Genomic DNA, 19,310 nt, shown 5'->3' on the forward strand with positions numbered 1-19,310 from the left:
GGGGGGGCGATTTTATAATTGACCAGTCCGGTCCACATTCGTGTGGGCCCATGTAGACCCTGCCGCTGCGCGCGGACCCACCGCGTCGCCGGGGAGCGGAGGGGCGTTCCACCCTCCTGCATCACTTCTTCCTGAGGACTTCATGCTGAGCCTGCCCATCTACATGGACAACCACGCGACCACCCCGCTGGACCCGCGGGTGCTGGAGGCGATGTTGCCCTACCTCCGCGAGGACTTCGGCAACGCGGCCAGCCGCAATCATGCATTCGGCTGGAAGGCCGAGGCCGCGGTGGAGAAGGCGCGCCGGCAGGTGGCGGACCTCATTGGCGCGTCGGAGAAGGAGATCGTCTTCACCTCCGGCGCCACCGAGTCCGACAACCTGGCCATCAAGGGCGTCATCGAGTTCTACAAGTCCAAGGGCGACCACATCATCACCCTGAAGACGGAGCACAAGGCCGTCCTGGACACCTGCAAGCGCCTGGAGCGCGTGCGCCAGGAGCGCCTGGACGAGCTCAAGCTCCTGCGCCTGGGCCAGCTGGCCGGGCGCGACGTCACGCCGGAAGAGGTCCCCGAGCTGGCGGCGAAGCTCAACCTGGACGCGGACGACACGTACAAGAAGTGGGCGGAGATGCCCACGGGTGGCGCGCGCGTCACCTACCTGGACGTGGAGCGCGACGGCCGCGTGAGCCTGGAGAAGCTGGCCGCGGCGATGACGCCCAAGACGGTGCTCGTCTCCATCATGTTCGCCAACAACGAAATCGGCGTGGTCCAGCCGGTGGCGGAGATTGGCAAGCTGTGCCGTGAGCGCGGCGTCCTGTTCCACTGCGACGCGGTGCAGGGCGTGGGCAAGGTGCCCTTCGACGTGGAGAAGATGAACGTCGACCTGGCCTCCATCAGCGCGCACAAGATGTACGGCCCCAAGGGCGTGGGCGCGCTCTACGTGCGCCGCAAGCCGCGCGTGCGCATCGCGCCCATGGTGGATGGCGGCGGCCACGAGCGCGGCATGCGCAGCGGCACCCTGAACGTGGCGTCCATCGTCGGCTTCGGCGCGGCGGCGGAGGTGGCGAAGCAGGACCTGCCGGAGGAGTCCGCGCGCCTGTTCCGACTGCGCGAGCGGCTGCGCACCGGCATCATGGAGCAGCTGGACATGGTGACGGTGAACGGCAGCCTGGAGCACCGCATGCCGGGCAGCCTCAACATCTCCTTCTCCTACGTGGAGGGCGAGGCCCTGATGATGTCCATCAAGGACGTCGCGGTGTCCTCCGGCTCCGCGTGCACGTCCGCGTCGCTGGAGCCCTCCTACGTGCTGCGCGCCCTGGGCGTCGAAGAGGACATGGCGCACAGCTCCATCCGCTTCGGCCTGGGCCGCTTCAACACGGAGGAGGAGGTCGACTTCGTCATCCGCCTCGTGGTGGACAAAGTCCGCAAGTTGCGAGACATGAGCCCCCTGTACGAGATGGCCAAGGAAGGCATCGACCTCAAGAGCATCGAGTGGACCGCCCACTAGGCGCTCCCCTCCCCTCAAGACTTCCCGCCGGGCATGGCAGCCCCCGCCCGCCCGGCCGCGCATCGGTTGCCCGGATGGCGCATCAGTTCAAGCGTTGGTGGATGAAGGAGCGTTAGACGCATGGCTTACAGCGAGAAGGTCATCGAGCACTACGAGAACCCCCGCAACGTGGGGACGCTCGACAAGAACGACCCGAACGTCGGCACGGGCCTCGTGGGCGCCCCCGCCTGCGGCGACGTGATGCGCCTCCAGCTGAAGATCAGCGACTCGGGCGTGATTGAGGACGCGCGCTTCAAGACCTTCGGCTGCGGCTCCGCCATCGCGTCCAGCTCGCTCGTCACCGAGTGGGTGAAGGGCAAGACGGTGGACCAGGCCATGACCATCTCCAACAAGGACGTGGCCCGGGAGCTGGCGCTGCCCCCGGTGAAGATCCACTGCTCCGTGCTGGCCGAGGACGCCATCAAGGCGGCCATCGAGGACTTCAAGAAGAAGCGCGCGTCGCGCCAGTCGTAAGGCCCCGCGCGGCACTTCTCCCTTCTACGGATTGAGGACGACCCCATGAACGAGCAGGCCCAGACGACCCAGGCCCCTCAGACGCCCCCCAAGCCGGCCCCCAAGGGCATTGGCCTGGCGGACAGCGCGGTGGCGCGCCTCAAGCAGCTCCTGGCGGAACGCCAGACGCCGGAGGCCGGCCTGCGCATCGCCGTGAAGGGCGGCGGGTGCTCCGGCCTCCAGTACTCCATGGAGTGGTCGGAGAAGTCCCGCGAGCGCGACAAGGTGTTCGAGCGCGACGGCGTCCGCGTCTTCGTGGATCCGAAGAGCTACCTGTACCTCATCGGCACGGAGCTGGTGTTCGAGCAGACGCTGATGGCGTCCGGCTTCAAGCTGAACAACCCCAACGTCAAGGCCGCGTGCGGCTGCGGAGAGAGCTTCTCCGTCTGAGCCTTCAAGGCCTTCCCGCCCGCCCTGTGGGTCAGGGAGCGGGCAGCAGGGGTCCGGCCCGGTGCCGGGCCCCTTTTTCATTTCCCCCGTGAGGATGTGCGCACCGTGAGGACCCACTTCGACGTGTTCGGGCTGCCCCGCTCCCACGCCGTGGACGTGCCGGCCCTGGAGAAGCAGTACCGGGAGCTGTCGCTCCAGCTGCATCCGGACCGCGTTGGCCCCGGTGACGCGAAGGCGCGCCTGGCCGCCGTGGAGGGCACCACCGCCCTCAACGAGGCCTTCAAGACGCTGAAGGACCCGGTGCGCCGCGCCTTCTACCTGCTCAAGCTCCATGGCGTGGACCTGGACCGCGAGGACGCGGGCGCCCAGAAGGGCATGCCCCTGGAGTTCCTGGAGGAGGTCATGGAGCTGCGCGAGGCTTTGGATGAAGCCATGGCGGCCAGGGACCTGCCCCGGGCGCAAGGCATGGCCAAGGACGTGGCGGGCCGCAAGGCGGCGGCGCTCCAGGAGGCCGTGGCGGCGCTCGGCGCGCTGGAGGGTGACGGGGATTCTCAGGACGGGGTGAGAAAGGCATCGCACGCGCTGGGGCGGGTGCGCTACTTCACGCGCTTCCTCGAGCAGGTGGACGCGTTCGAGGAGGAGGTGCTCGCGTGAGCAACAACGGCTATCTGCAGATCCACGACCCGCTCAAGCCGAAGGGCCACGTGGTGGGCATCGACCTGGGCACCACCCACTCGCTGGTGGCGTCCGTGTCCCAGGGCAAGCCCCGGTGCGTTCCGGTGGACGACGGCGACTCGCTGCTCCTCCCGTCAGTCGTGCACTACGGCAGGGATGGCGGCGTGGTGGTGGGCGCCCGCGCGCGGAAGCTCGCGGCCGAGGCCCCCACGGACACCATCGTGTCGGTGAAGCGGTTCATGGGCCGCAGCCCGGATGATCCGGAGACTCGCAAGCTGGGCCACTACGACTTCGCGCCCGGCGCCAACGTGGTGCGCTTCAACGTGGCCGGCGGCCAGCCGGTGACGCCCATTGAAGTCTCCGGCGAAATCCTGCGCGCCCTGAAGCGCCGCGCGGAGGCGCACTTCTCCGGCAAGGTGGAGCAGGCCGTCATCACGGTGCCGGCGTACTTCGACGACGCCCAGCGCCAGGCCACCCGCGACGCGGGGAAGCTCGCGGGCCTGGAAGTGCTGCGCCTGCTCAACGAGCCCACAGCCGCCGCGCTGGCGTACGGCCTGGACAAGGGCAGCCAGGGGAAGTTCGCCGTCTACGATCTGGGCGGCGGCACGTTCGACATCTCCATCCTCAAGCTGGAGGACGGCGTCTTCGAGGTGAAGTCCACCGGCGGCGACTCGGCCCTCGGCGGCGACGACTTCGACCGCGCCATCGCGCAGCACGTGCTCCAGAAGCGGGGCGTGGCGGCCCCCTCCCCCGCGCAGGTGGCGGAGCTGATGGTCGCCGCTCGCAAGGCGAAGGAAGCGCTCACGGATTCCTCCGAGGTCACGCTCAGCGTGGAGGGCCATTCACAGCCCGTGTCCCGCGCGGACTTCGAGGCGTGGATCCAGCCGCTCATCGCCAAGACGGGCGCGGTGTGCCGGCGGGCCCTGAAGGACGCGGGCGTGGCGGCGGGCGAGCTGGACGGCGTCATCCTGGTGGGTGGCTCCACGCGCGTGCCCGCGGTGCGCCGCTTCGTGGCGGAGCTGTTCGGCCGCGAGCCCCTGGGCGACATCGATCCGGATCAGGTCGTGGCGCTGGGCGCGGCGGTGCAGGCGAGCCTGCTCACCGACACCGACCGCCAGGACGAGGTGCTGCTGCTGGACGTCATCCCCCTGTCGCTGGGGCTGGAGACGATGGGCGGCATCACGGAGAAGCTGATTCCGCGCAACTCCACCATCCCCACGGCGGCGGCGCAGGTGTTCACCACGTTCAAGGACGGCCAGACGGGCCTGGACGTGCACGTGGTGCAGGGCGAGCGCGAGCTGGTGCAGGACAACCGCAGCCTCGCGCGCTTCACGCTCTCCGGCATCCCCTCCATGGCGGCCGGCATGGCCCGCGTGGAGGTCCGCTTCCAGGTGGACGCGGACGGCATCCTGTCCGTCACCGCCAAGGAGCAGAGCACCGGCGTGGCGCAGGCCATCACCGTGAAGCCCAGCCACGGCCTGACGGAGGAGGAGATCGAGAAGATGCTCCTGGACTCCATCGACTTCGCCGAGGACGACATCCAGGCCCGCCAGCTGCGCGAGCAGCAGGTGGAGGCCGAGCGCGTCCTCTCCGAGGCCGACCGGCAGCTGCGCGAGAACGCGGCCCTGCTGGAGGCCGGCGAGCCGGAGGCCATCCAGGCCGCCATGGACCGCGTGCGCCAGGCGGCGCAGGGCAAGGACTACCTGGCCGTGAAGGAGGCCCTGCACGCGCTGGATGAAGCGTCCCGGGCGTTCATCGAACGGGTCATGAACCGCGCCATCACCCAGGTGGTGTCCGGCCATTCCGTGGAGGAGTACTGAGCCGTGCCCAAGGTCACCTTCAAGAGCCCCCTGGCCGAGGTCGCCGTGGACGTGCCCCCGGGCACCACCCTGCTGGACGCCGCGGAGAAGGGCGAAGCGCAGGTGGGCCACAGCTGCGGCGGCGTGTGCGGGTGCTCCACCTGCCACGTCTGGGTCCGCAAGGGCCTGGAGTCGCTCAGCGAGCAGCGGGACGACGAGATGGACCGCCTGGACATGGGCTTCGACGTCCGGCCGTACTCCCGCCTGTCCTGCCAGACCGAGGTCGGCGGTGAGGACGTCACGGTGGAGATCACCGAGGAGTCCCTCGTGGCCTTCATGGACGAGAACCCGGCCATCCGCCGGAAGCTCGAATCCGAGGGCCGCTGGCCGCTGAAGAAGTAGGCGGAAAAAAGGGTGTTGACCGGGCGGGGGAGGTTCTCTATACGTCTCGCCCATCACGGCGCCGCGAGGCACCGCGAACCACCTGCCCAGGTGGTGGAATTGGTAGACACACTAGATTCAGGGTCTAGCGCCTGCAAGGGCATGGAGGTTCGAGTCCTCTCCTGGGCACTGCGGTAAAGAAGGGCCCCGACCACAAGTCGGGGCCCTTTTTGTTTTGGCTTGTCCCCTTCGTTCAGGGCGGCGCGGGCTCCACGGCCTCGTGCGCCACGTGGTGCGCGGCGGCGTTGGCCAGCCGGCCTCCCTTGCGCAGGTCGCGGATCCGCAGCTTGGAGCGGTGCACGCACCAGGCGCCCACGGCCACCTGGCTGATGACCGTCCCCAGGTGGGTGAGCGTGGCGAACGCCGCCGCGTCCTCCGGGTTCGAGCCCAGCGCGCGCGCCGCCCAGCTGGTGACGAAGTAGTAGATGCCCATGCCCGCCGGGACGCCTGGCAGCGACTGCCCCAGGGAGATGGCGCCCAGCACCACCGCGCCCGCGAAGAGGCCCCCGGGGATGTGCACGCCGTGCAGCGCCAGGCCGTACGCCAGCGCGGAGGCGAACACCGGGAAGATGGAGAAGAAGAACACCTTCGCCATGCCCTTGAAGGAGCGCGCGGTGCCCAGGCCCTCGCTCACATGGTTCAGGAAGCTGTCCACGCGGGGCATGGTGTGACGCTGGTGCAGCCAGCGGCCCAGGGGCGCCGCCCAGTGGGCCAGCAGCACCACCAGGGCCACCAGGCCGATGCACAGCGACAGCGCCACGTTCAGCTCCGTGCGGAAGTGGGCCATCGTCTCGCCGAAGGGACCCAGGAAGGACAGGGCCACCAGCAGCATCAGGCAGGCGAACTCCATCAGCTTGCACACGCCCACGGAGCCCAGGCTCCGGATGAAGGGGAGCTTGTGGGTCCGCGACAGGAGGAAGGAGCGCGTCACCTCCCCCAGCTTTCCCGGCAGCGCGTTGTGGACGAAGACGCCAATGCCCACCAGCTGGAAGCGGTCCTTGAACGGGATGGGCCTGCGCAGCGTGGCCTGCCACTGCACCGCGCGCAGCGGCACGAGCGACGCCTGCAGCAGCATGAAGGGCACCAGCCACACCAGGTGCCCCGGCAGGTCGCGGACGAACTTGTCCAGGGGGAAGCGTGGCGTCAGCAGGTCCCCGGACCCGCTCAGGTTCCACTTGAAGAACGCGGTGGACAGCAGGAGCACGGACAGGACGAGCCCCACCACCCCGCCCAGCACCTTCAGCCACGTGCGCCCGCCGGCGTTGGGAAGTCGCATGGTCCTCCCCTTCCTCGGTCTCAATGAAGAATCCGCGGTGAGCCGGTGTCCAGGTAGGCCTCGGCCAGGCGCTCGTGCAGCTGCGCGCAGTGGCCCAGGGCCGACAGGTCCACCGGGCCGTTCGCGGGCCACATCACCAGGCTGTCGGACTCCACGCGCGTCAGGCCGCCGTGCGAGCCGAACTCCCACGCGAAGCCCACCGTGCCGCCCTTCTGCACGGCCTCGCCGAAGAGGACCAGGTCCCCCGCGGTGTCCATGCGCGGCAGCCCGTGGAGGAAGTCCGCCACGGCGCGCTTGCTGTACTCGGTGGTGAGCGGCGCGCGGTCCAGGTCCTCAGGGCCATAGACGCCTCCGCCCATCACCACCACCGCCTCCGCGCCCCGGCGCATCGCCACCATGCCGATGTCCGGGTTGTTCGTGGCCCGCGCCAGCACCTCCGGGTAGCGCGCCAGCAGCTCGCGCGCCTCCAGCGGCGCGGGACGGCCGCTCAGGTAGATGTGCGCGAAGTTGCCGGCCTCCACCACCACCGGCTTGAAGGGCTCGCGCGCGGTGGTGTCCGGCGCCGGCGGTGCGCGGCCATCCAGCAGGCCCCGGCGCACGTCGTCCTTCAGCGGCGGGACTTCGCCCTCGAAGAGGACGGCCTCCAGGCGCCGGCCCTGGCGCTGCTCCAGGGGCAGGCTGTCCACGTGGCCGTGGTCCGACAGGAGGATGACGTCGTAGGGCTCCGGCGCGGCGCGGGCCACGGCGAACAGCTCCGCGAGCGACGCATCCACGCGGTGGAGCTCCTGCATGGCCAGCTCCGAGCGCGGCCCCCGGCGGTGGGCCACTTCATCGTAGTTGCCATACACCAGGTAGATGAGCGGCACACCTCGCACCATGTCCACCAGGGACTTGGTGTACGCGAAGCTCCAGCCCAACCGCTGGAGGAGGATGCGGCTGACGAGGAAGCCCTGCTCGTGGCGCCAGTCGTTGATGGAGCGCGCCCACTGGCGCACCTCGCGCAGGGCCTGCCAGGACTCCATGCCGAAGGAACGCAGGAAGTCCCATGCGCCCTTCGTGCGCGCGGAACCCAGGCCTTCCATCTCGTACGCGAACGAGCGCGCCATCAGCTTGAAGCTGGACAGCGTGCTCATGCACATGCGGTTCATGGCGCCCGCGTGGAAGAGCGAGAAGTACGTGTGGCCGCCGTGGTCCAGCAGGCTCGTGCGGCCGTGGCCGCGCAGGCGCGCGTCGATGGCCATCGCGTCGCCCGGCGTGTTCATCTGCACCTTGCGGCCGAGCGCCCGGTCGTACCAGCTGTAGCCCGGCAGGTTCGGATGGCGCAGCCCGTAGAGCAGCCCCGCCTGGAAGAACGGCGTGGACGTGGGCGCGCCCCAGAAAGCGTTCTCCAGGTGATACGCGCCAGAGCGGACCAGCTGTGAAACAAAGGGCATTCGCCCGGTGACAATGGCTTCGTCGAGCAGCGCCTTGGGCACCCCGTCCAGGTGGACGAGCAGAGCGTTCCGGGGCCGACGCGCCGCCACCGGCGGAACTTTCGACCCGATCCTCCGGACGAGGGTATTCGCCCAGTTCCGTGAATTCTCGCTGACGAGCTCGTTGAGACTTTCGCGCACGTTGACGGCTCCCCCATCCCCCAAGGCAAAATGGGCATTCAGGGGGACAGGAGCTTCCGGGGCCGTGCTGCTCACTTGGTGAGCAGGCGGGCGGAAGGGCTTTCTGTCCCGGGCTGGAATCGATGCGCCCCCTCGGGGCTTCACGGGGTTTCGATGCTGGCTCCTTTCGTCTTCCTCTTCTTCATGCTCATGTCGTTGAGCGCCGTGGCCGTCGGCCGCTCGGCGCCCGGCCTCGTGCCGGTGAAGCGGACGCCGACCATGGACGGCATCGCGCTGCCGCTGGTGTCCTTCAGTTCGGATCAGGGCTTCGGCTACGGCGCCGTCGGCGGCATGTACCTGTACGGCGACGGCAGCAAGGCGCCCTATGCGCATGCCCTGTCCGCGCAGGTGTTCTTCACCGCGCGCGGCGCCATGAATCATTACCTCCGCTACGACGGGCCGCAGTTGCTGGGGCCCCTGCGGCTGGAGGGACGGCTGGAGTACCGCCAGGAGAAGAGCAGCCCCTTCTTCGGCGCGGGCAACCTGTCCGCCCCGGACTTCCGGGGGGACGTGGACAACGAGCGGTACAATTACGACAAGGGCTCGCCGGGCCTCTGGGTGCGTCTGCGCGGGCGGCCCTTCGGTGAGAAGCACCCGTTCCAGTCATACGTGGGCTACGGCTGGCGCTACACGCGCGTGTCACCCTACGAGACGTCCATCCTGGCGCAGGAGAAGCCCATTGGCATCGAGGGCGGACCCAGCGGGCAGCTGCTCGCGGGCGCGCTCTGGGACACGCGCGACGACGAGTCCGACCCGACGACCGGCGGCGTGGAGGAGGTGGCCCTGCGCGTGTCCGGCCTGGCCACGTTCAGCCGCTACCAGTACGCGGGCGTGACGCTGAGCGAGCGCCGCTACATCCGGATTACGCCGCGGCTCATCTTCGCGCAGCGGCTCACGCTGGACATGCTCTTCGGAGAGGTGCCGTTCTTCGAGTGGATGACCACGGGCGGCGTCAACGTGTCCGAGGGCATTGGCGGCATGAGCAGCGTGCGCGGCATCGAGCGCAACCGCTTCGCCGGCAACGTGAAGGCGTTCAGCAACTCCGAGCTGCGCTTCCAGGCCGCGCGGATGTCCTTCTTCGGGCAGCCGCTGGCCTTGGGCGCGGTGGTGTTCCTGGACCTGGGCCGCGTGTGGCATCCGGGTGTGACGGACGGCAAGTGGCATGAGTGGCACCCGGGCATCGGCGGCGGCCTGCGCTTCTCGCGCCGCGCGGCCGTGGTGCGCATGGACTACGCGCGCTCCACCGAGACGGGCCGTCAGCGCTTCTACATCACGTTCGGTCACATGTTCTAACGGCGGGCCCGGGCGGCCGCCGCGTTGATTTCACGTGAGCGCGTCCACCCAGCCGCGAAGCCGCGCGTCCGTCTGCGCCTCGCCGCGCACGCCCTGCTCCACGTCGAGCGTCAGCGTGAGGAAGCCGCGCGACTCCAGGCCCTCGCGCAGCGCTTCGCGCGCCTGGGCGTCCGGGGCGAAGAGGATGCAGCCGTCACCGCCGCCCGCGCCGGAGAGCTTGCCCGCGCAGTGGTAGGACGCGGCGATGGCCAGCACGCGGCGCATGCCTTCGGTCTCCAGCGGGCCCAGCTCCAGCAGCAGCGCGTGCTGGGCCTTCACGGCCTCGGCGAAGGCGCGGAAGTCGCCGCCGCCCAGGCCGTCTTCAATGGCGTGGCCCAGTGCGTCCGAGCGCTCCACGAAGGCCTTGCGGCCGGCCTCCGCGAGCCGCGATTCCACCTGGCCGATGAGGAGCCTGGTGGACGCGCTCTCACCGGTGAAGGCGTAGAGCATGGACACGCGGGGCACGGGCATGCGCCAGAGGTCCACCGGAGGGGACTCCGCGAGCGCGGCGTTGAAGCGGCCGGTGTTGGCCGCGTCCGCGAGCGCGGTGATGTCGTAGCGGCGGTAGCGCACGGTGCCACCCGCGAAGCTCGTGGCCACGTCGCCGCCGCTGCCCTTGCCGCCCTGCCCCAGCGTGTGCGCGGTGAGCGCGAGCTTGAGGACGTCGAACTTCTCCTCCAGCACGAAGCGCGCGGCCTCCGCGGCCAGCACCGTCGCGGACGCGCTGCCGCCGATGCCCAGCTTGTGGCCGCCGGGGCCCAGCGCGCCCGGAGCCACCGCGACGTCGAAGCCCACGCTCGCGCGGCCGTGCGCGCGCAGGGCTTCATCCAGGGTGCGGGCGACGAAGGAGAAGCCGGCGGGGACCTCGCGGTCCCACTTCACGCCTCGTGGCGTGGTGAGCCCCTGGAGCGTCCCCTCCTCCAGGCAGATGTGCACGCGCGAGTCCTGGCGCCTGCGCACGTACGCGGCCGTGCGCGGGGCCACGGCCGCGAGGCGGGCCACGCCGCCCCACAGCACGGCGTACTCGCCGGAGAGGAACAGCTTGCCCGGGGCGGAGAGCGCTCGGTCCATCAGAACAGGTGCTCGGTGAGCAGCGTCGCGTCACCGCCGGGCACGCAGCGCACCACGTCCACGGCGCCGCAGGCTCGGGCCAGCGCTTCCGCCGCGACCTCGTGGGCCGCGTTCGTCAGCAGCACCGGGTTCGGGCCCGCGTCGAGCGTGAACCACACCGGCACGCCCTTCTTGCGCTGCTCGCGCAGGTGCTGGATGAGCCCCAGCGTCGCCGAGTTCAGGTAGCAGAGCGGCGGATCCGCCGCGAGCGAGGTGGAGTGCATGCGCCATGCGTTGCGCTCGCACAGCTCACCCAGCGCCTCCAGGTCCTTCTTCGCGATGAGCTCCCGGGCGCGGGGCACTTCGGCTTCCGCGTCCTTCACCCATGCCGGATAGTAGGGGCTGGTCTCCACCGTGTTCTTCATCCCGTCCCGCGACTTCACCTCCTTCTCGCCGCGGTCGAGGATGGCCACCACCATGCGCAGGTCCGCCCAGTGGCCCGCGTCGAAGCGCTGCACGGCGTAGCTGTCCTCGCCGTCCTCGCGCTCGCCGCGCATCCACTCGCAGAAGCCGCCCTGCACGCTGCGGCACGCGGAGCCACTGCCCCGCCGGGCCAGGATGCTGGAGGCCCGCGTGTCCTGCGGCAGCCCCGCCGCCGCGCGCCCCGCCACCGCCAGCGCCGCGAAGCCCGCCGCGCTGCTGGCCAGGCCCGCCGCCATGGGGAAGTCGCCGCGCGACACCACCTTCGCGGGCCCCAGGTCGCGCCCCGCCTGCGCTCGCACCTGGTCCAACAGGCGCAGCACGCGGTCGCGCTCGCTGCCCTTGGCCGCGTGGCCGTGCAGCTCCACCGTGTCCGACGGCGCGCCGAACTCCACCGTCGTCGTCACGTGGATGGGCTCCAGCGTCAGCGACAGGCTGGACTGATGCGGGAGGATGAGCGCGTCGTCACGCTTCCCCCAGTACTTCACGAGCGCGATGTTGGGATGCGCCCGGACCGTTGCCTTCATGAATTGTCTCCCTGGACCCGAGGCCCCGCGAGCTGGCTCGCGAAGCAGCGCACGCCGTCGCGCGTCAGCCGCGCGACCACGGGCTCCGGTTCGGGGAAGAGGCCGATGACCGCGCCACCGTCACCTCCCGCCCCGGTGAATTTGGCCCCCAGCGCGCCCAGCGAGCGCAGCCGGAACACCATGTCCTCCAACGCTGGCGACGACAGCCCCAGCGCGTTCAGGAGGCCCTGGTTGACGTTCATCGCGTCCCCCAGCCCCTCCAAATCGCCCGCCTCCACCGCCTGCGCCGCCTCGGTGACGAGCCGCCCCACCTGCCCGAAGAGCCGCTTGTAGCGCTCCGGCCACAGCGCCTGCCGCTCGCGCAGCGCCCCCACCGTCAGCTTCGTGGGACTGCGCGCGCCCGCCAGCGCCACCACCACCGACACCGGCCTGGGGCTCTTCAACGCACGCGCGCGCCCCGTGACGCCCGCCGGTGACTGCACGCGCCGGTAGAGGATGAGCTTCTCCTCCGCGCTCGTGGTGTGGTCCACGCCGGACGGCGTGCCGTGGAACTCCTGCTCCATCTCCCACGCCAGCCGCGCCGTCGCCTTCGCCGTGGGCGCCTGCCCCGCCGCCTGAAGGAGCACGCGGGACGTGGCCACCGCCAGCGCCGCGGAGCTGCCCAGCCCCGCGGACAGGGGCAGCTGCGGCTCCAGCGTCACCTTCACGCGGGGCTCGCCCACCAGCTTCGCGGCCCGCGCGAAGGCCTTGCGCATCATCCGCTTCTGCGCCGCGTCCGCCGTCACCGGCACGTCCAGCACGCACGAGCGCGAAGGCCCGCCGCGCGCCACCACGCCGATGCTCAGCGGGCCGGCGATGGCCGGGTAGCCGTACACGACGCTGTGCTCGCCCAGGAGGATGACCTTGCCAGCACCGAAGGCGACCAGGGGGTTCGTTGCGGAAGTCATGGCACCAGGCACGCGGAAGGGGGCGGGCGCCTTCATTCCGCGCGCCGCCCTGCCCCGTCAAGCGCTCTTCCGTGTCTGGCGAGCGCTTGGGGTCGGACACGTCAGCCGTCGGTGAGGGTGGCGATGGCGGGCGTCTCCAGCGGCAGGCTCGCGAGGATCTCCCGCGCCTTCTCCACCTTCACGTGCCCGGCCTTCACCAGCAGGTTGGCCACCTTCTCCACGTCCCCGCCGCGCGCGCCCGCCGTGACGGCGACGCTGCGGGCGTGCATGGCCATGTGGCCCTTCTGGATGCCCACGGAGCCCAGGGCGCGCAGCGCCGCGAAGTTCTGCGCCAGGCCCACCGACGCGAACACCATGGACAGCTCGCGCACGGTGGTGGCGCGCATCAGCTTGAGCGCCACCTGCGCGCCCGGGTGGATCTTGATGGGGCCGCCCACCAGGCCCAGCGCCAGCGGCAGCTCGATGCGGCCCACCAGGTGCCCCTCTTCCAGGTACCAGGTGGACAGCGGGCGGTACTGCCCCTTGCGGCAGGCGAACGCGTGCGCGCCGGCCTCGATGGAGCGCCAGTCCTGCCCCGTGGCGATGGCCACCGCGTCGATGCCGTTCATCACGCCCTTGTTGTGCGTGGCGGCGCGGTACGGGTCCGCTTCCGCGAAGCGGCTCGCCTGGGCGATGCCCTCGGCGATGACCTCGCCCGGCAGGCCGAAGTCCGCCAGCAGCGGCAGCGGGATGCGGCACGTGGAGCGCGCGAGCCGCTTGTCCGCCAGGTTCGACAGGATGCGCAGGTACACCCGGCCACCGGTCAGCTGTTCAATCAGCGGCGCCACGCCCTCCGCCATGGTGTTGATGAGGTTCGCCCCCATGGCCTCCTGCGCGTCGATGAGCAGGTGGACGATGAGCAGCGGCTCGCCGCGCGGACCCTCCGGCGCGGGCAGGAGGCGGACCTCCACGTCCTTCGCGCCACCGCCGCGGGCCACCATGGCCGGGTGGAAGCTGTTGGCCAGGGCGAGGATCTCATCCTTCGCGTCCAAAACCTTCTCGGACGCGCGGCCGGGGTCTCCGTAGTTGGAGACCTGCACCTGGCCGATCATCATCGACTCGTCGGCCTCCGCGATGAAGCCGCCCGCCTCGCGGACGATCTTCGACGCGAACGACACCGCCGCCACGACGGAGGGCTCCTCCACGGCCATGGGCACCAGGTAGTCGCGCCCGTTGACGGTGAGGTTCAGGCCCAGGCCCAGCGGCAGGGAGAACGTGCCCACCGCGTTCTCAATCATCTGGTTGGCGATGGACAGGTCCAGACCGTTCTCGCCGCGCAGCTGTTCCAGCTCCGCCTCGGTCAGCCGGAACATCTGGCCAATACGCGCCAGGCGCTCCTCCAGGGGCAGCTTGTGGAATCCGGCGAGCCGGGACGTCACGGTGTCAGACATGTTCTTCCTTCCCAACCTGGGTGCCACCCTGCATCACAACGCCGCCAACCAATCCTTCAACGCGCCGGTCACCACGCGAGGCCGCTGCCGCAGCTGAGCGACGGAGCGGCTGCCCGTCAGCACCAGCGCCTGGCGCAGACCCGTGAGGATGACCTTCAGCGCCTCCTCGGCGGCCGGCAACCCGCCCTGCTGCTGGGCCCGGAACAGCGGCAGCGCCATGCCCGCCAGGTCCGCGCCCAGCGCGAGCACCTTCGCGGACTCCAGCCCGCCGCGCACGCCGCCGCTGGCCACGAGCCGCACCTCCGGCCCCACCGCCTTGCGCACGCTGGCGATGGCCGCCGCGGTGGGGATGCCCCAGCCGCTGAACTCCGCGCCCACCTGGGCTTGAGAGCCCGCCGCGCGAAGCTGCTCCACGCGCACCCACGACGTGCCGCCCAGCCCGGAGACGTCCACGTTGCGCACGCCCAGTTCCACCAGCCGCCGCGCCACGTCCGGGCCGATGCCGCACCCGGTCTCCTTCACCAGCAGCCGCTCGCCAAAGGCCCGCGCCAGCTCCTCCACCACGCGGTAGCCGCCGCGGAAGTCGCGGTCGCCTTCCGGCTGCGTCAGCTCCTGGCCCGCGTTGAGGTGCAGCGCCATGCCGTCCGCGCCAATGGCGTCCATCAGCCGCCGCACGCCGTCCACGCCCAGGCCAATCGCCTGGTACAGGCCGATGTTGCCCAGCAGCGCCACCGTGGGCGCCACGTCGCGCACCGCGTACGACGCCGTGCGCGAGGGGTGTTCCGCCATGGCGCGCTGGCTGCCCACGCCGAAGGCCAGGCCGTGCCGCTCCGCGAGCAGCGCCAGGTCCCGGTTCACCACGCCCGCGCGGTCCGTGCCGCCCGTCATCCCGGTGACGAGCAGCGGCGCCTGGAGGCGCTTGCCCAGGAACGGCGTGGACAGGTCCACGTCCTCCACCGCCATCTCCGGCATGGCGCAGTGGATGAGGTGCACGCACTCCAGCAACGTGGAGTTCTGTGCCGGCTCCACGTCTCCGGTCGCGCACAGGTCGAGGTGGGCATCCTTCCGTCTGGCTGTCGTCTCGTCGCCCATGTCGCTGAAAGCCACCCGCGCTGTCGCTGCAAAAAACGTGTAAGCCTGGAAGGTCATCCGGTTCCTAGCAAGCGCCAGGGCCGGGGTGCAAGCCAAAGGGCCCCGGCGGTCCGCCCTCGGGCGTGAATGGACGCGGTGGCTTCTGGACGGTATGAGCCACCGCGTGAGCGCGCCGGACAACAGGGTCGTCGTCTTCCTGCACAGTGGTGAATACGACCGGGTGCACCAGGGGCTTTCCATCGCGGCGGCGGCGACGGCGGCCGGACGGCGCGTGGAGGTGTACCTGTTCTGGTGGGCCCTGGAACGCTTCCTGATGGACAGGCTGGATGAGCCGGACTTCACCGGCCGCGAGGACGTGTCGGACCGCTTCGAGGCGCGTGGCATGCCCACCGTACGGGCGCTGCTGACGCACGTGCGCGAATCCGGATTGGGCACGGTGGCGGGCTGCACGGGCTCGCTCGGTGCCCTGGGGAGCGAGTCGAAGGCGGGCGGCAGTGGCATTGACGTCTGGCTCGGTTGGAGCGCCATCCTCCAGCGTACGGCGGGCGTGACGGATCGTTTCTATCTTTGAAGTCCGCTCTACCTTTGGGACGGGCGCCCGCTGTGGCCATGGGCCTCCGGGGTGGCCTGGACCCGTTACGTTGACGCCCCCCTGCGCCTGCTTACGTTTCGTGTGGCCCCCTTGACGGGGCGAAAGGCACGGAACGAGGAACATGGCGCAGCGTGACCCCCACATGACATCCCGAGGACCGGCCGCACCGGCGCTCAAGGGCGGCGGGTGGCACCGGCTGGGCAACGCATTGAAGACGACCGTGCTGCTGGCGGGCTTGACGGGCCTGGTGCTCGTCATCGGCCAGCGGCTGGGTGGCGCACAGGGCCTGATGATGGCGGGCCTGTTCGCGGTGGTGATGAACTTCGGCTCGTACTGGTTCAGCGACCGCATCGCGCTGGCCATCCATGGCGCGCAGCCGCTGTCGTATGAGCAGGCGCCCTGGCTGCATGAGATGGTGGAGCGGCTGGCCGCGCGCGCGGGCATGCCGAAGCCGAAGGTCTACATCCTGCCCACGGCACAGCCGAACGCGTTCGCCACGGGCCGCAACCCGAGCCACGCGGCCGTCGCGGTGACGGCGGGCATCATGGACATCCTGGACCGGCGTGAGCTGGAGGGCGTGCTGGCGCACGAGATTGGTCACGTGCGCAACCGGGACACGCTCATCGGCACGGTGGCGGCGACGCTCGCGGGCATCATCAGCTACGCGGCGCAGATGCTGTTCTGGTTCGGCGGCAGCATGCTCAGCCGTAGCGACGATGACGAGGGCGGTGGCGTGGCCGGGGCGCTGTCCAACCTGGGCCTGCTCCTGGTGGCGCCCATCGCGGCCACGCTGCTGCAGCTGGCGGTGAGCCGCTCGCGCGAGTACGGCGCGGACGCCACGGGCGCGGAGCTGTGCGGAGATCCGGATGCGCTGGCGAGCGCGCTCTTGAAGATGGAGCGCGGCGCGGAGGCCATGCCGTACGACCGGGCGCCCGCGACGTCGCACCTGTTCATCGTCAACCCGCTGCACCACGGCGGGGTGATGTCGCTGTTCTCCACGCACCCGCCCATCCCGGAGCGCGTGCGCCGGCTGCGCGAGATGAGCGCGCGGATGGGCCAGGGCACGCGGACGCGCGGCGGCTGGGAGTACGCGTACTAGGTCAGAAGGGCTGGAAGCAGTCGTAGTTGCGCTGGGAGACGATGCGGCCGTCGCGGAAGGTGAAGAACATGCCGAGCGACGCCCGCATCGTCCCGCCCGCGGGCAGGTTCCCCAGCGGCACCCGCAGCGTCGCGCTCCACTCCGCCTCCATGGCGACGGTGTCCCCCTCGCAGAGCGCGGACTTCACCTCGTAGCGCTGGGAGGCGACGGCCTTCTGTCCCCGCTCGGCCGCGGTCAACAGCGCCGCCAGGTCGCGCGTGGCCCCGTGGACCGTCAGGCGGTTGGGGTACTCGTGCTGGCGCACCTCCGGGTGGAAGAAGGCGGCGAGCGCCTCCCCGGTCGCCCCCGCTTCGAGGGCCTGCAGGTAGCGCCGGGTGAACTCCAGGTTCGGCGAAGGCTGGGACATGGCGGGCTCCGGAGACATTGGAAATTCCACAACCCTGGTTTCACAACCCTCATTGCACAACCCTGGTTGTGGATGCAAGACGACCGGCATGGCACGTCGAGCGCGCGGGGGCAGTGCGGAGCTGGAGGCGTTGGACCTGGGGCATCTGGCCCTCTTCGTGGGCATGCGGGTGAACGCGCTGGTGCTGGAGCAGGTGCACGCGGCGGGCTTCCCGGGGCTGCGGCAGGGGCATGGCTACGTGGTGCAGCACCTGCTGGAGGCGCCTCGCACCATCAGCGAGCTGGCGGAGCTGCTGGGCGTGACGCAGCAGGCGGCGTCCAAGACGGTGGCGGAGCTGCGGGAGCTCGGCATCGTGGAGCCAGCGCCTTCCGACGACGCGCGGACCCGGCGGATCCGCCTGTCCGAGCGGGGACACGCCGCCGTCGACACGACCCGCGACCTCCGGGCGGAGCTCGAGACGCGCTTCCGCCGCGCGCAGGGGGCCCGGGTGATTGACGAGACGCGCCGGGTGCTCGCGGCGGTGCTGGAGTCGCTGGGCGGCGCGGAGACGGTGCGGCGCCGGCGGGTGCGCGAGCCCCGCTGAGCGTGGGCTATTCCGGAGGCGGCCCGAAGGCCTCCACCGGGTGCTCCAGCATCTCGCGCAGCGTGCTGGCGATGACGCCCGCGTGGTAGCCGTCGAGGAAGCGGTGGTCGAAGGACGCGTTGATGTTCATCACGTGGCCGGGCACCACCCTGCCCTCCTCCACCACCGCCACCTGCCTCACCGCGCCGGGCGCCAGGAAGATGGGCACGCGCGTGAAGGGCGCCAGCGGCAGGTACGCCGTGTCCAGGCCCAGCGCGCCCACGTCCACCACCACCGCGGCGCCGAAGGGATCCCTCGGCAGGCCCAGCCACGACGGGTCGACGTTCAGCGTGTACGTGAGGAACGACACGAGCCCGGTGAAGCGGTGCAGCAAGAGATTCGGCACGCGCTCCATCAGGCGCCGCCCCTGCTCCACGCGCGAGTCCCTGCCTTCACGCACGCGCGCCGCGGTGGCCTCCACCTCCAGCGCCAGCTCGCGCACGGGCTTCTGGTCCACGTCCTCGATGCGCACGGGCGTGAGGCCCTGTGCATCAGCCCCCGGCAGCACCGCGCACACGGTGACGCGCTGGCGCAGGTAGATGCGCTGGTAGCGCAGGAGCGCGTTGGCGTCCGGGCAGCGGCGCAGCGCTTCGCCCACGGCCTTGAGGACCAGGTGCGTCGCGGTGAGCCGCACGCCGGTGCGCTGGTGGAAGGCGTCCAGGTAGTCGAGCGCCGCGTCCATGCGCACCGTCAGCGTGCCGTAGACCGTGGGGTCATACGCGGTCGCCCAGCTCCCGATGGCGAGCTTGCGGAAGCTCGACACGTCCCGCTTCGGCTTGAGCTCCAGGTGCGCCATGGCGCGTGAGCGTGCCCTAGACGCTGCCCTCGGGGGAGCCGGAAATCAGGCGGAGGCCATGGCCCGGCCGGCGCGGTGGGTGGGGCCCGCCGGGTTGCCTGCCAGTGAAGCCTTGACGCGCCATGTCCGGGCGGTAGGCTGCCCCGCTTTTTGCATCTTTCTGTGGAGGTCGTTCCCTTGCTGGTTGCACTCATCCTCGTATCGGTCGGGTTCGCCGTGACGCTCGGCCTGCTGCTCTTCGGAGACAAGAGCGGCGCTGGTGCCAACGCGGGCCGTCCCTCGCTCTCTTCTTCCTCTTCTTCCGCGCCGTCGTTCCGCGGCGAGCTGGAGTCCGAGAGCAAGGCGCGCGCGAAGGCGGAATCGGAGGTCCAGCGCAAGCAGAAGGAGCTGGACGAGCAGCGCGCGCAGCTCCAGGAGGTCAAGGAGCAGCTCAAGCAGACCAAGCGCAAGCTCTTCGAGCAGAAGGAAGGCGAGAAGGGCTCGAACGACCTGGCCAAGGCCCGCGCCGAGGTGGAGCGCAACGCCAGCATCCAGCTGGAGCAGACCCGCGCGGGGACGGCGGCGGCGGGGGCCTCACGGCGGCGGGGGCTGTTGCGCGACTCGGTCTCCGCGCGCAGGCGGGCGTTCTCCGTCAGGGCCTGCGCC

Annotated in this window: 19 protein-coding genes, 1 tRNA gene and 1 pseudogene; 12 read left to right on the plus strand and 9 right to left on the minus strand. The window is 70.7% G+C overall.

The genetic code is table 11. The features are described from left to right. The first annotated feature begins 145 nt into the window (after window positions 1-145). From D7X96_RS15680 to D7X96_RS15710, 7 genes are all read left to right on the plus strand, one after another. Complete coding sequence (locus tag D7X96_RS15680; protein WP_244219594.1) at window positions 146-1,507, plus strand: IscS subfamily cysteine desulfurase; 1,362 nt, start codon at window positions 146-148, stop codon at window positions 1,505-1,507. Window positions 1,508-1,627: 120 nt separating this feature from the next. Continuing rightward, window positions 1,628-2,020 (plus strand): Fe-S cluster assembly scaffold IscU, encoded by a 393-nt coding sequence (gene iscU, locus D7X96_RS15685; protein WP_120548003.1) that lies wholly within the window; start codon window positions 1,628-1,630, stop codon window positions 2,018-2,020. Window positions 2,021-2,065: 45 nt separating this feature from the next. Next, window positions 2,066-2,449 (plus strand): HesB/IscA family protein, encoded by a 384-nt coding sequence (locus D7X96_RS15690; RefSeq protein WP_120548004.1) that lies wholly within the window; start codon window positions 2,066-2,068, stop codon window positions 2,447-2,449. A 105-nt stretch (window positions 2,450-2,554) separates the two neighbouring features. Next, window positions 2,555-3,103, plus strand: coding sequence for a Fe-S protein assembly co-chaperone HscB (gene hscB, locus D7X96_RS15695; RefSeq protein ID WP_120548032.1), 549 nt, complete (start codon window positions 2,555-2,557; stop codon window positions 3,101-3,103). Further along, window positions 3,100-4,944, plus strand: coding sequence for a Fe-S protein assembly chaperone HscA (gene hscA, locus D7X96_RS15700; RefSeq protein WP_120548005.1), 1,845 nt, complete (start codon window positions 3,100-3,102; stop codon window positions 4,942-4,944). Before hscB ends, hscA begins: the two co-directional genes overlap by 4 nt. Before the next feature lie 3 nt (window positions 4,945-4,947). Beyond that, on the plus strand, window positions 4,948-5,325 hold the full coding sequence (locus D7X96_RS15705) for a 2Fe-2S iron-sulfur cluster-binding protein (RefSeq protein ID WP_120548006.1): 378 nt from the start codon (window positions 4,948-4,950) through the stop codon (window positions 5,323-5,325). An 84-nt stretch (window positions 5,326-5,409) separates the two neighbouring features. Then, window positions 5,410-5,493, plus strand: a tRNA-Leu gene (locus tag D7X96_RS15710). A 64-nt stretch (window positions 5,494-5,557) separates the two neighbouring features. Here D7X96_RS15710 and D7X96_RS15715 read toward each other — a convergent pair. Next, window positions 5,558-6,640, minus strand: coding sequence for a lysylphosphatidylglycerol synthase transmembrane domain-containing protein (locus D7X96_RS15715; RefSeq protein WP_121770085.1), 1,083 nt, complete (start codon window positions 6,638-6,640; stop codon window positions 5,558-5,560). Between the two features lie 20 nt (window positions 6,641-6,660). Then, entirely contained in the window at window positions 6,661-8,253 is a 1,593-nt protein-coding gene (locus tag D7X96_RS15720; RefSeq protein ID WP_121770092.1) for an alkaline phosphatase family protein, read from the minus strand. Between the two features lie 153 nt (window positions 8,254-8,406). Here D7X96_RS15720 and omp85 point away from each other — a divergent pair, with 153 nt between their 5' ends. Beyond that, the gene (omp85, locus tag D7X96_RS15725) at window positions 8,407-9,585 is read left to right on the plus strand and encodes an Omp85 family outer membrane protein (protein WP_121770086.1); all 1,179 of its coding nucleotides are present in this window, start codon (window positions 8,407-8,409) and stop codon (window positions 9,583-9,585) included. Between the two features lie 30 nt (window positions 9,586-9,615). Here omp85 and D7X96_RS15730 read toward each other — a convergent pair whose 3' ends face one another. From D7X96_RS15730 to fni, 5 genes are all read right to left on the minus strand, one after another. Next, on the minus strand, window positions 9,616-10,695 hold the full coding sequence (locus D7X96_RS15730; protein WP_121770087.1) for a mevalonate kinase family protein: 1,080 nt from the start codon (window positions 10,693-10,695) through the stop codon (window positions 9,616-9,618). Beyond that, window positions 10,695-11,681: a diphosphomevalonate decarboxylase gene (gene mvaD, locus D7X96_RS15735; RefSeq protein WP_120548010.1), complete on the minus strand. Its 987-nt coding sequence runs from the start codon at window positions 11,679-11,681 to the stop codon at window positions 10,695-10,697. The genes D7X96_RS15730 and mvaD overlap by 1 nt, the downstream gene beginning before the upstream one ends. Continuing rightward, entirely contained in the window at window positions 11,678-12,628 is a 951-nt protein-coding gene (gene mvk / locus D7X96_RS15740; RefSeq protein WP_120548011.1) for a mevalonate kinase, read from the minus strand. The genes mvaD and mvk overlap by 4 nt, the downstream gene beginning before the upstream one ends. 101 nt (window positions 12,629-12,729) lie before the next feature. Then, window positions 12,730-14,058 carry a hydroxymethylglutaryl-CoA reductase, degradative gene (locus D7X96_RS15745; protein ID WP_120548012.1) on the minus strand — a complete coding sequence of 443 codons (1,329 nt, stop codon included), beginning with the start codon at window positions 14,056-14,058 and terminating at the stop codon, window positions 12,730-12,732. Window positions 14,059-14,091: 33 nt separating this feature from the next. Beyond that, window positions 14,092-15,150, minus strand: a complete 1,059-nt coding sequence (gene fni / locus D7X96_RS15750) for a type 2 isopentenyl-diphosphate Delta-isomerase (RefSeq protein WP_121770088.1) — start codon at window positions 15,148-15,150, stop codon at window positions 14,092-14,094. A 151-nt stretch (window positions 15,151-15,301) separates the two neighbouring features. Between fni and D7X96_RS15755 the strand changes: the two genes are divergently transcribed. After that, complete coding sequence (locus D7X96_RS15755) at window positions 15,302-15,721, plus strand: hypothetical protein (protein ID WP_121725055.1); 420 nt, start codon at window positions 15,302-15,304, stop codon at window positions 15,719-15,721. Between the two features lie 163 nt (window positions 15,722-15,884). Further along, window positions 15,885-16,841 carry a zinc metalloprotease HtpX gene (locus D7X96_RS15760; protein ID WP_167510841.1) on the plus strand — a complete coding sequence of 319 codons (957 nt, stop codon included), beginning with the start codon at window positions 15,885-15,887 and terminating at the stop codon, window positions 16,839-16,841. Between the two features lies 1 nt (window position 16,842). Here the strand turns inward: D7X96_RS15760 and D7X96_RS15765 are convergent, their stop codons facing one another. Next, window positions 16,843-17,247: a nuclear transport factor 2 family protein gene (locus tag D7X96_RS15765; protein ID WP_120548018.1), complete on the minus strand. Its 405-nt coding sequence runs from the start codon at window positions 17,245-17,247 to the stop codon at window positions 16,843-16,845. Between the two features lie 88 nt (window positions 17,248-17,335). On the opposite strand from D7X96_RS15765, the gene D7X96_RS41475 reads away from it, so the two are divergent. Next, a complete protein-coding gene (locus D7X96_RS41475; RefSeq protein WP_120548019.1) occupies window positions 17,336-17,830 on the plus strand; it encodes a MarR family winged helix-turn-helix transcriptional regulator in 495 nt (164 codons plus the stop codon). Window positions 17,831-17,837: 7 nt separating this feature from the next. On the opposite strand, the gene D7X96_RS15775 is transcribed toward D7X96_RS41475, so the two are convergent. Continuing rightward, the gene (locus tag D7X96_RS15775; RefSeq protein WP_121770089.1) at window positions 17,838-18,665 is read right to left on the minus strand and encodes a 2-oxo acid dehydrogenase subunit E2; all 828 of its coding nucleotides are present in this window, start codon (window positions 18,663-18,665) and stop codon (window positions 17,838-17,840) included. Between the two features lie 177 nt (window positions 18,666-18,842). On the opposite strand from D7X96_RS15775, the pseudogene D7X96_RS15780 reads away from it, so the two are divergent. Continuing rightward, window positions 18,843-19,310, plus strand: a pseudogene (locus D7X96_RS15780) (cell envelope biogenesis protein TolA); the annotation flags it as partial.

The sequence above is a fragment of the Corallococcus interemptor genome (genome assembly GCF_003668875.1).
Lineage (GTDB): Bacteria > Myxococcota > Myxococcia > Myxococcales > Myxococcaceae > Corallococcus > Corallococcus interemptor.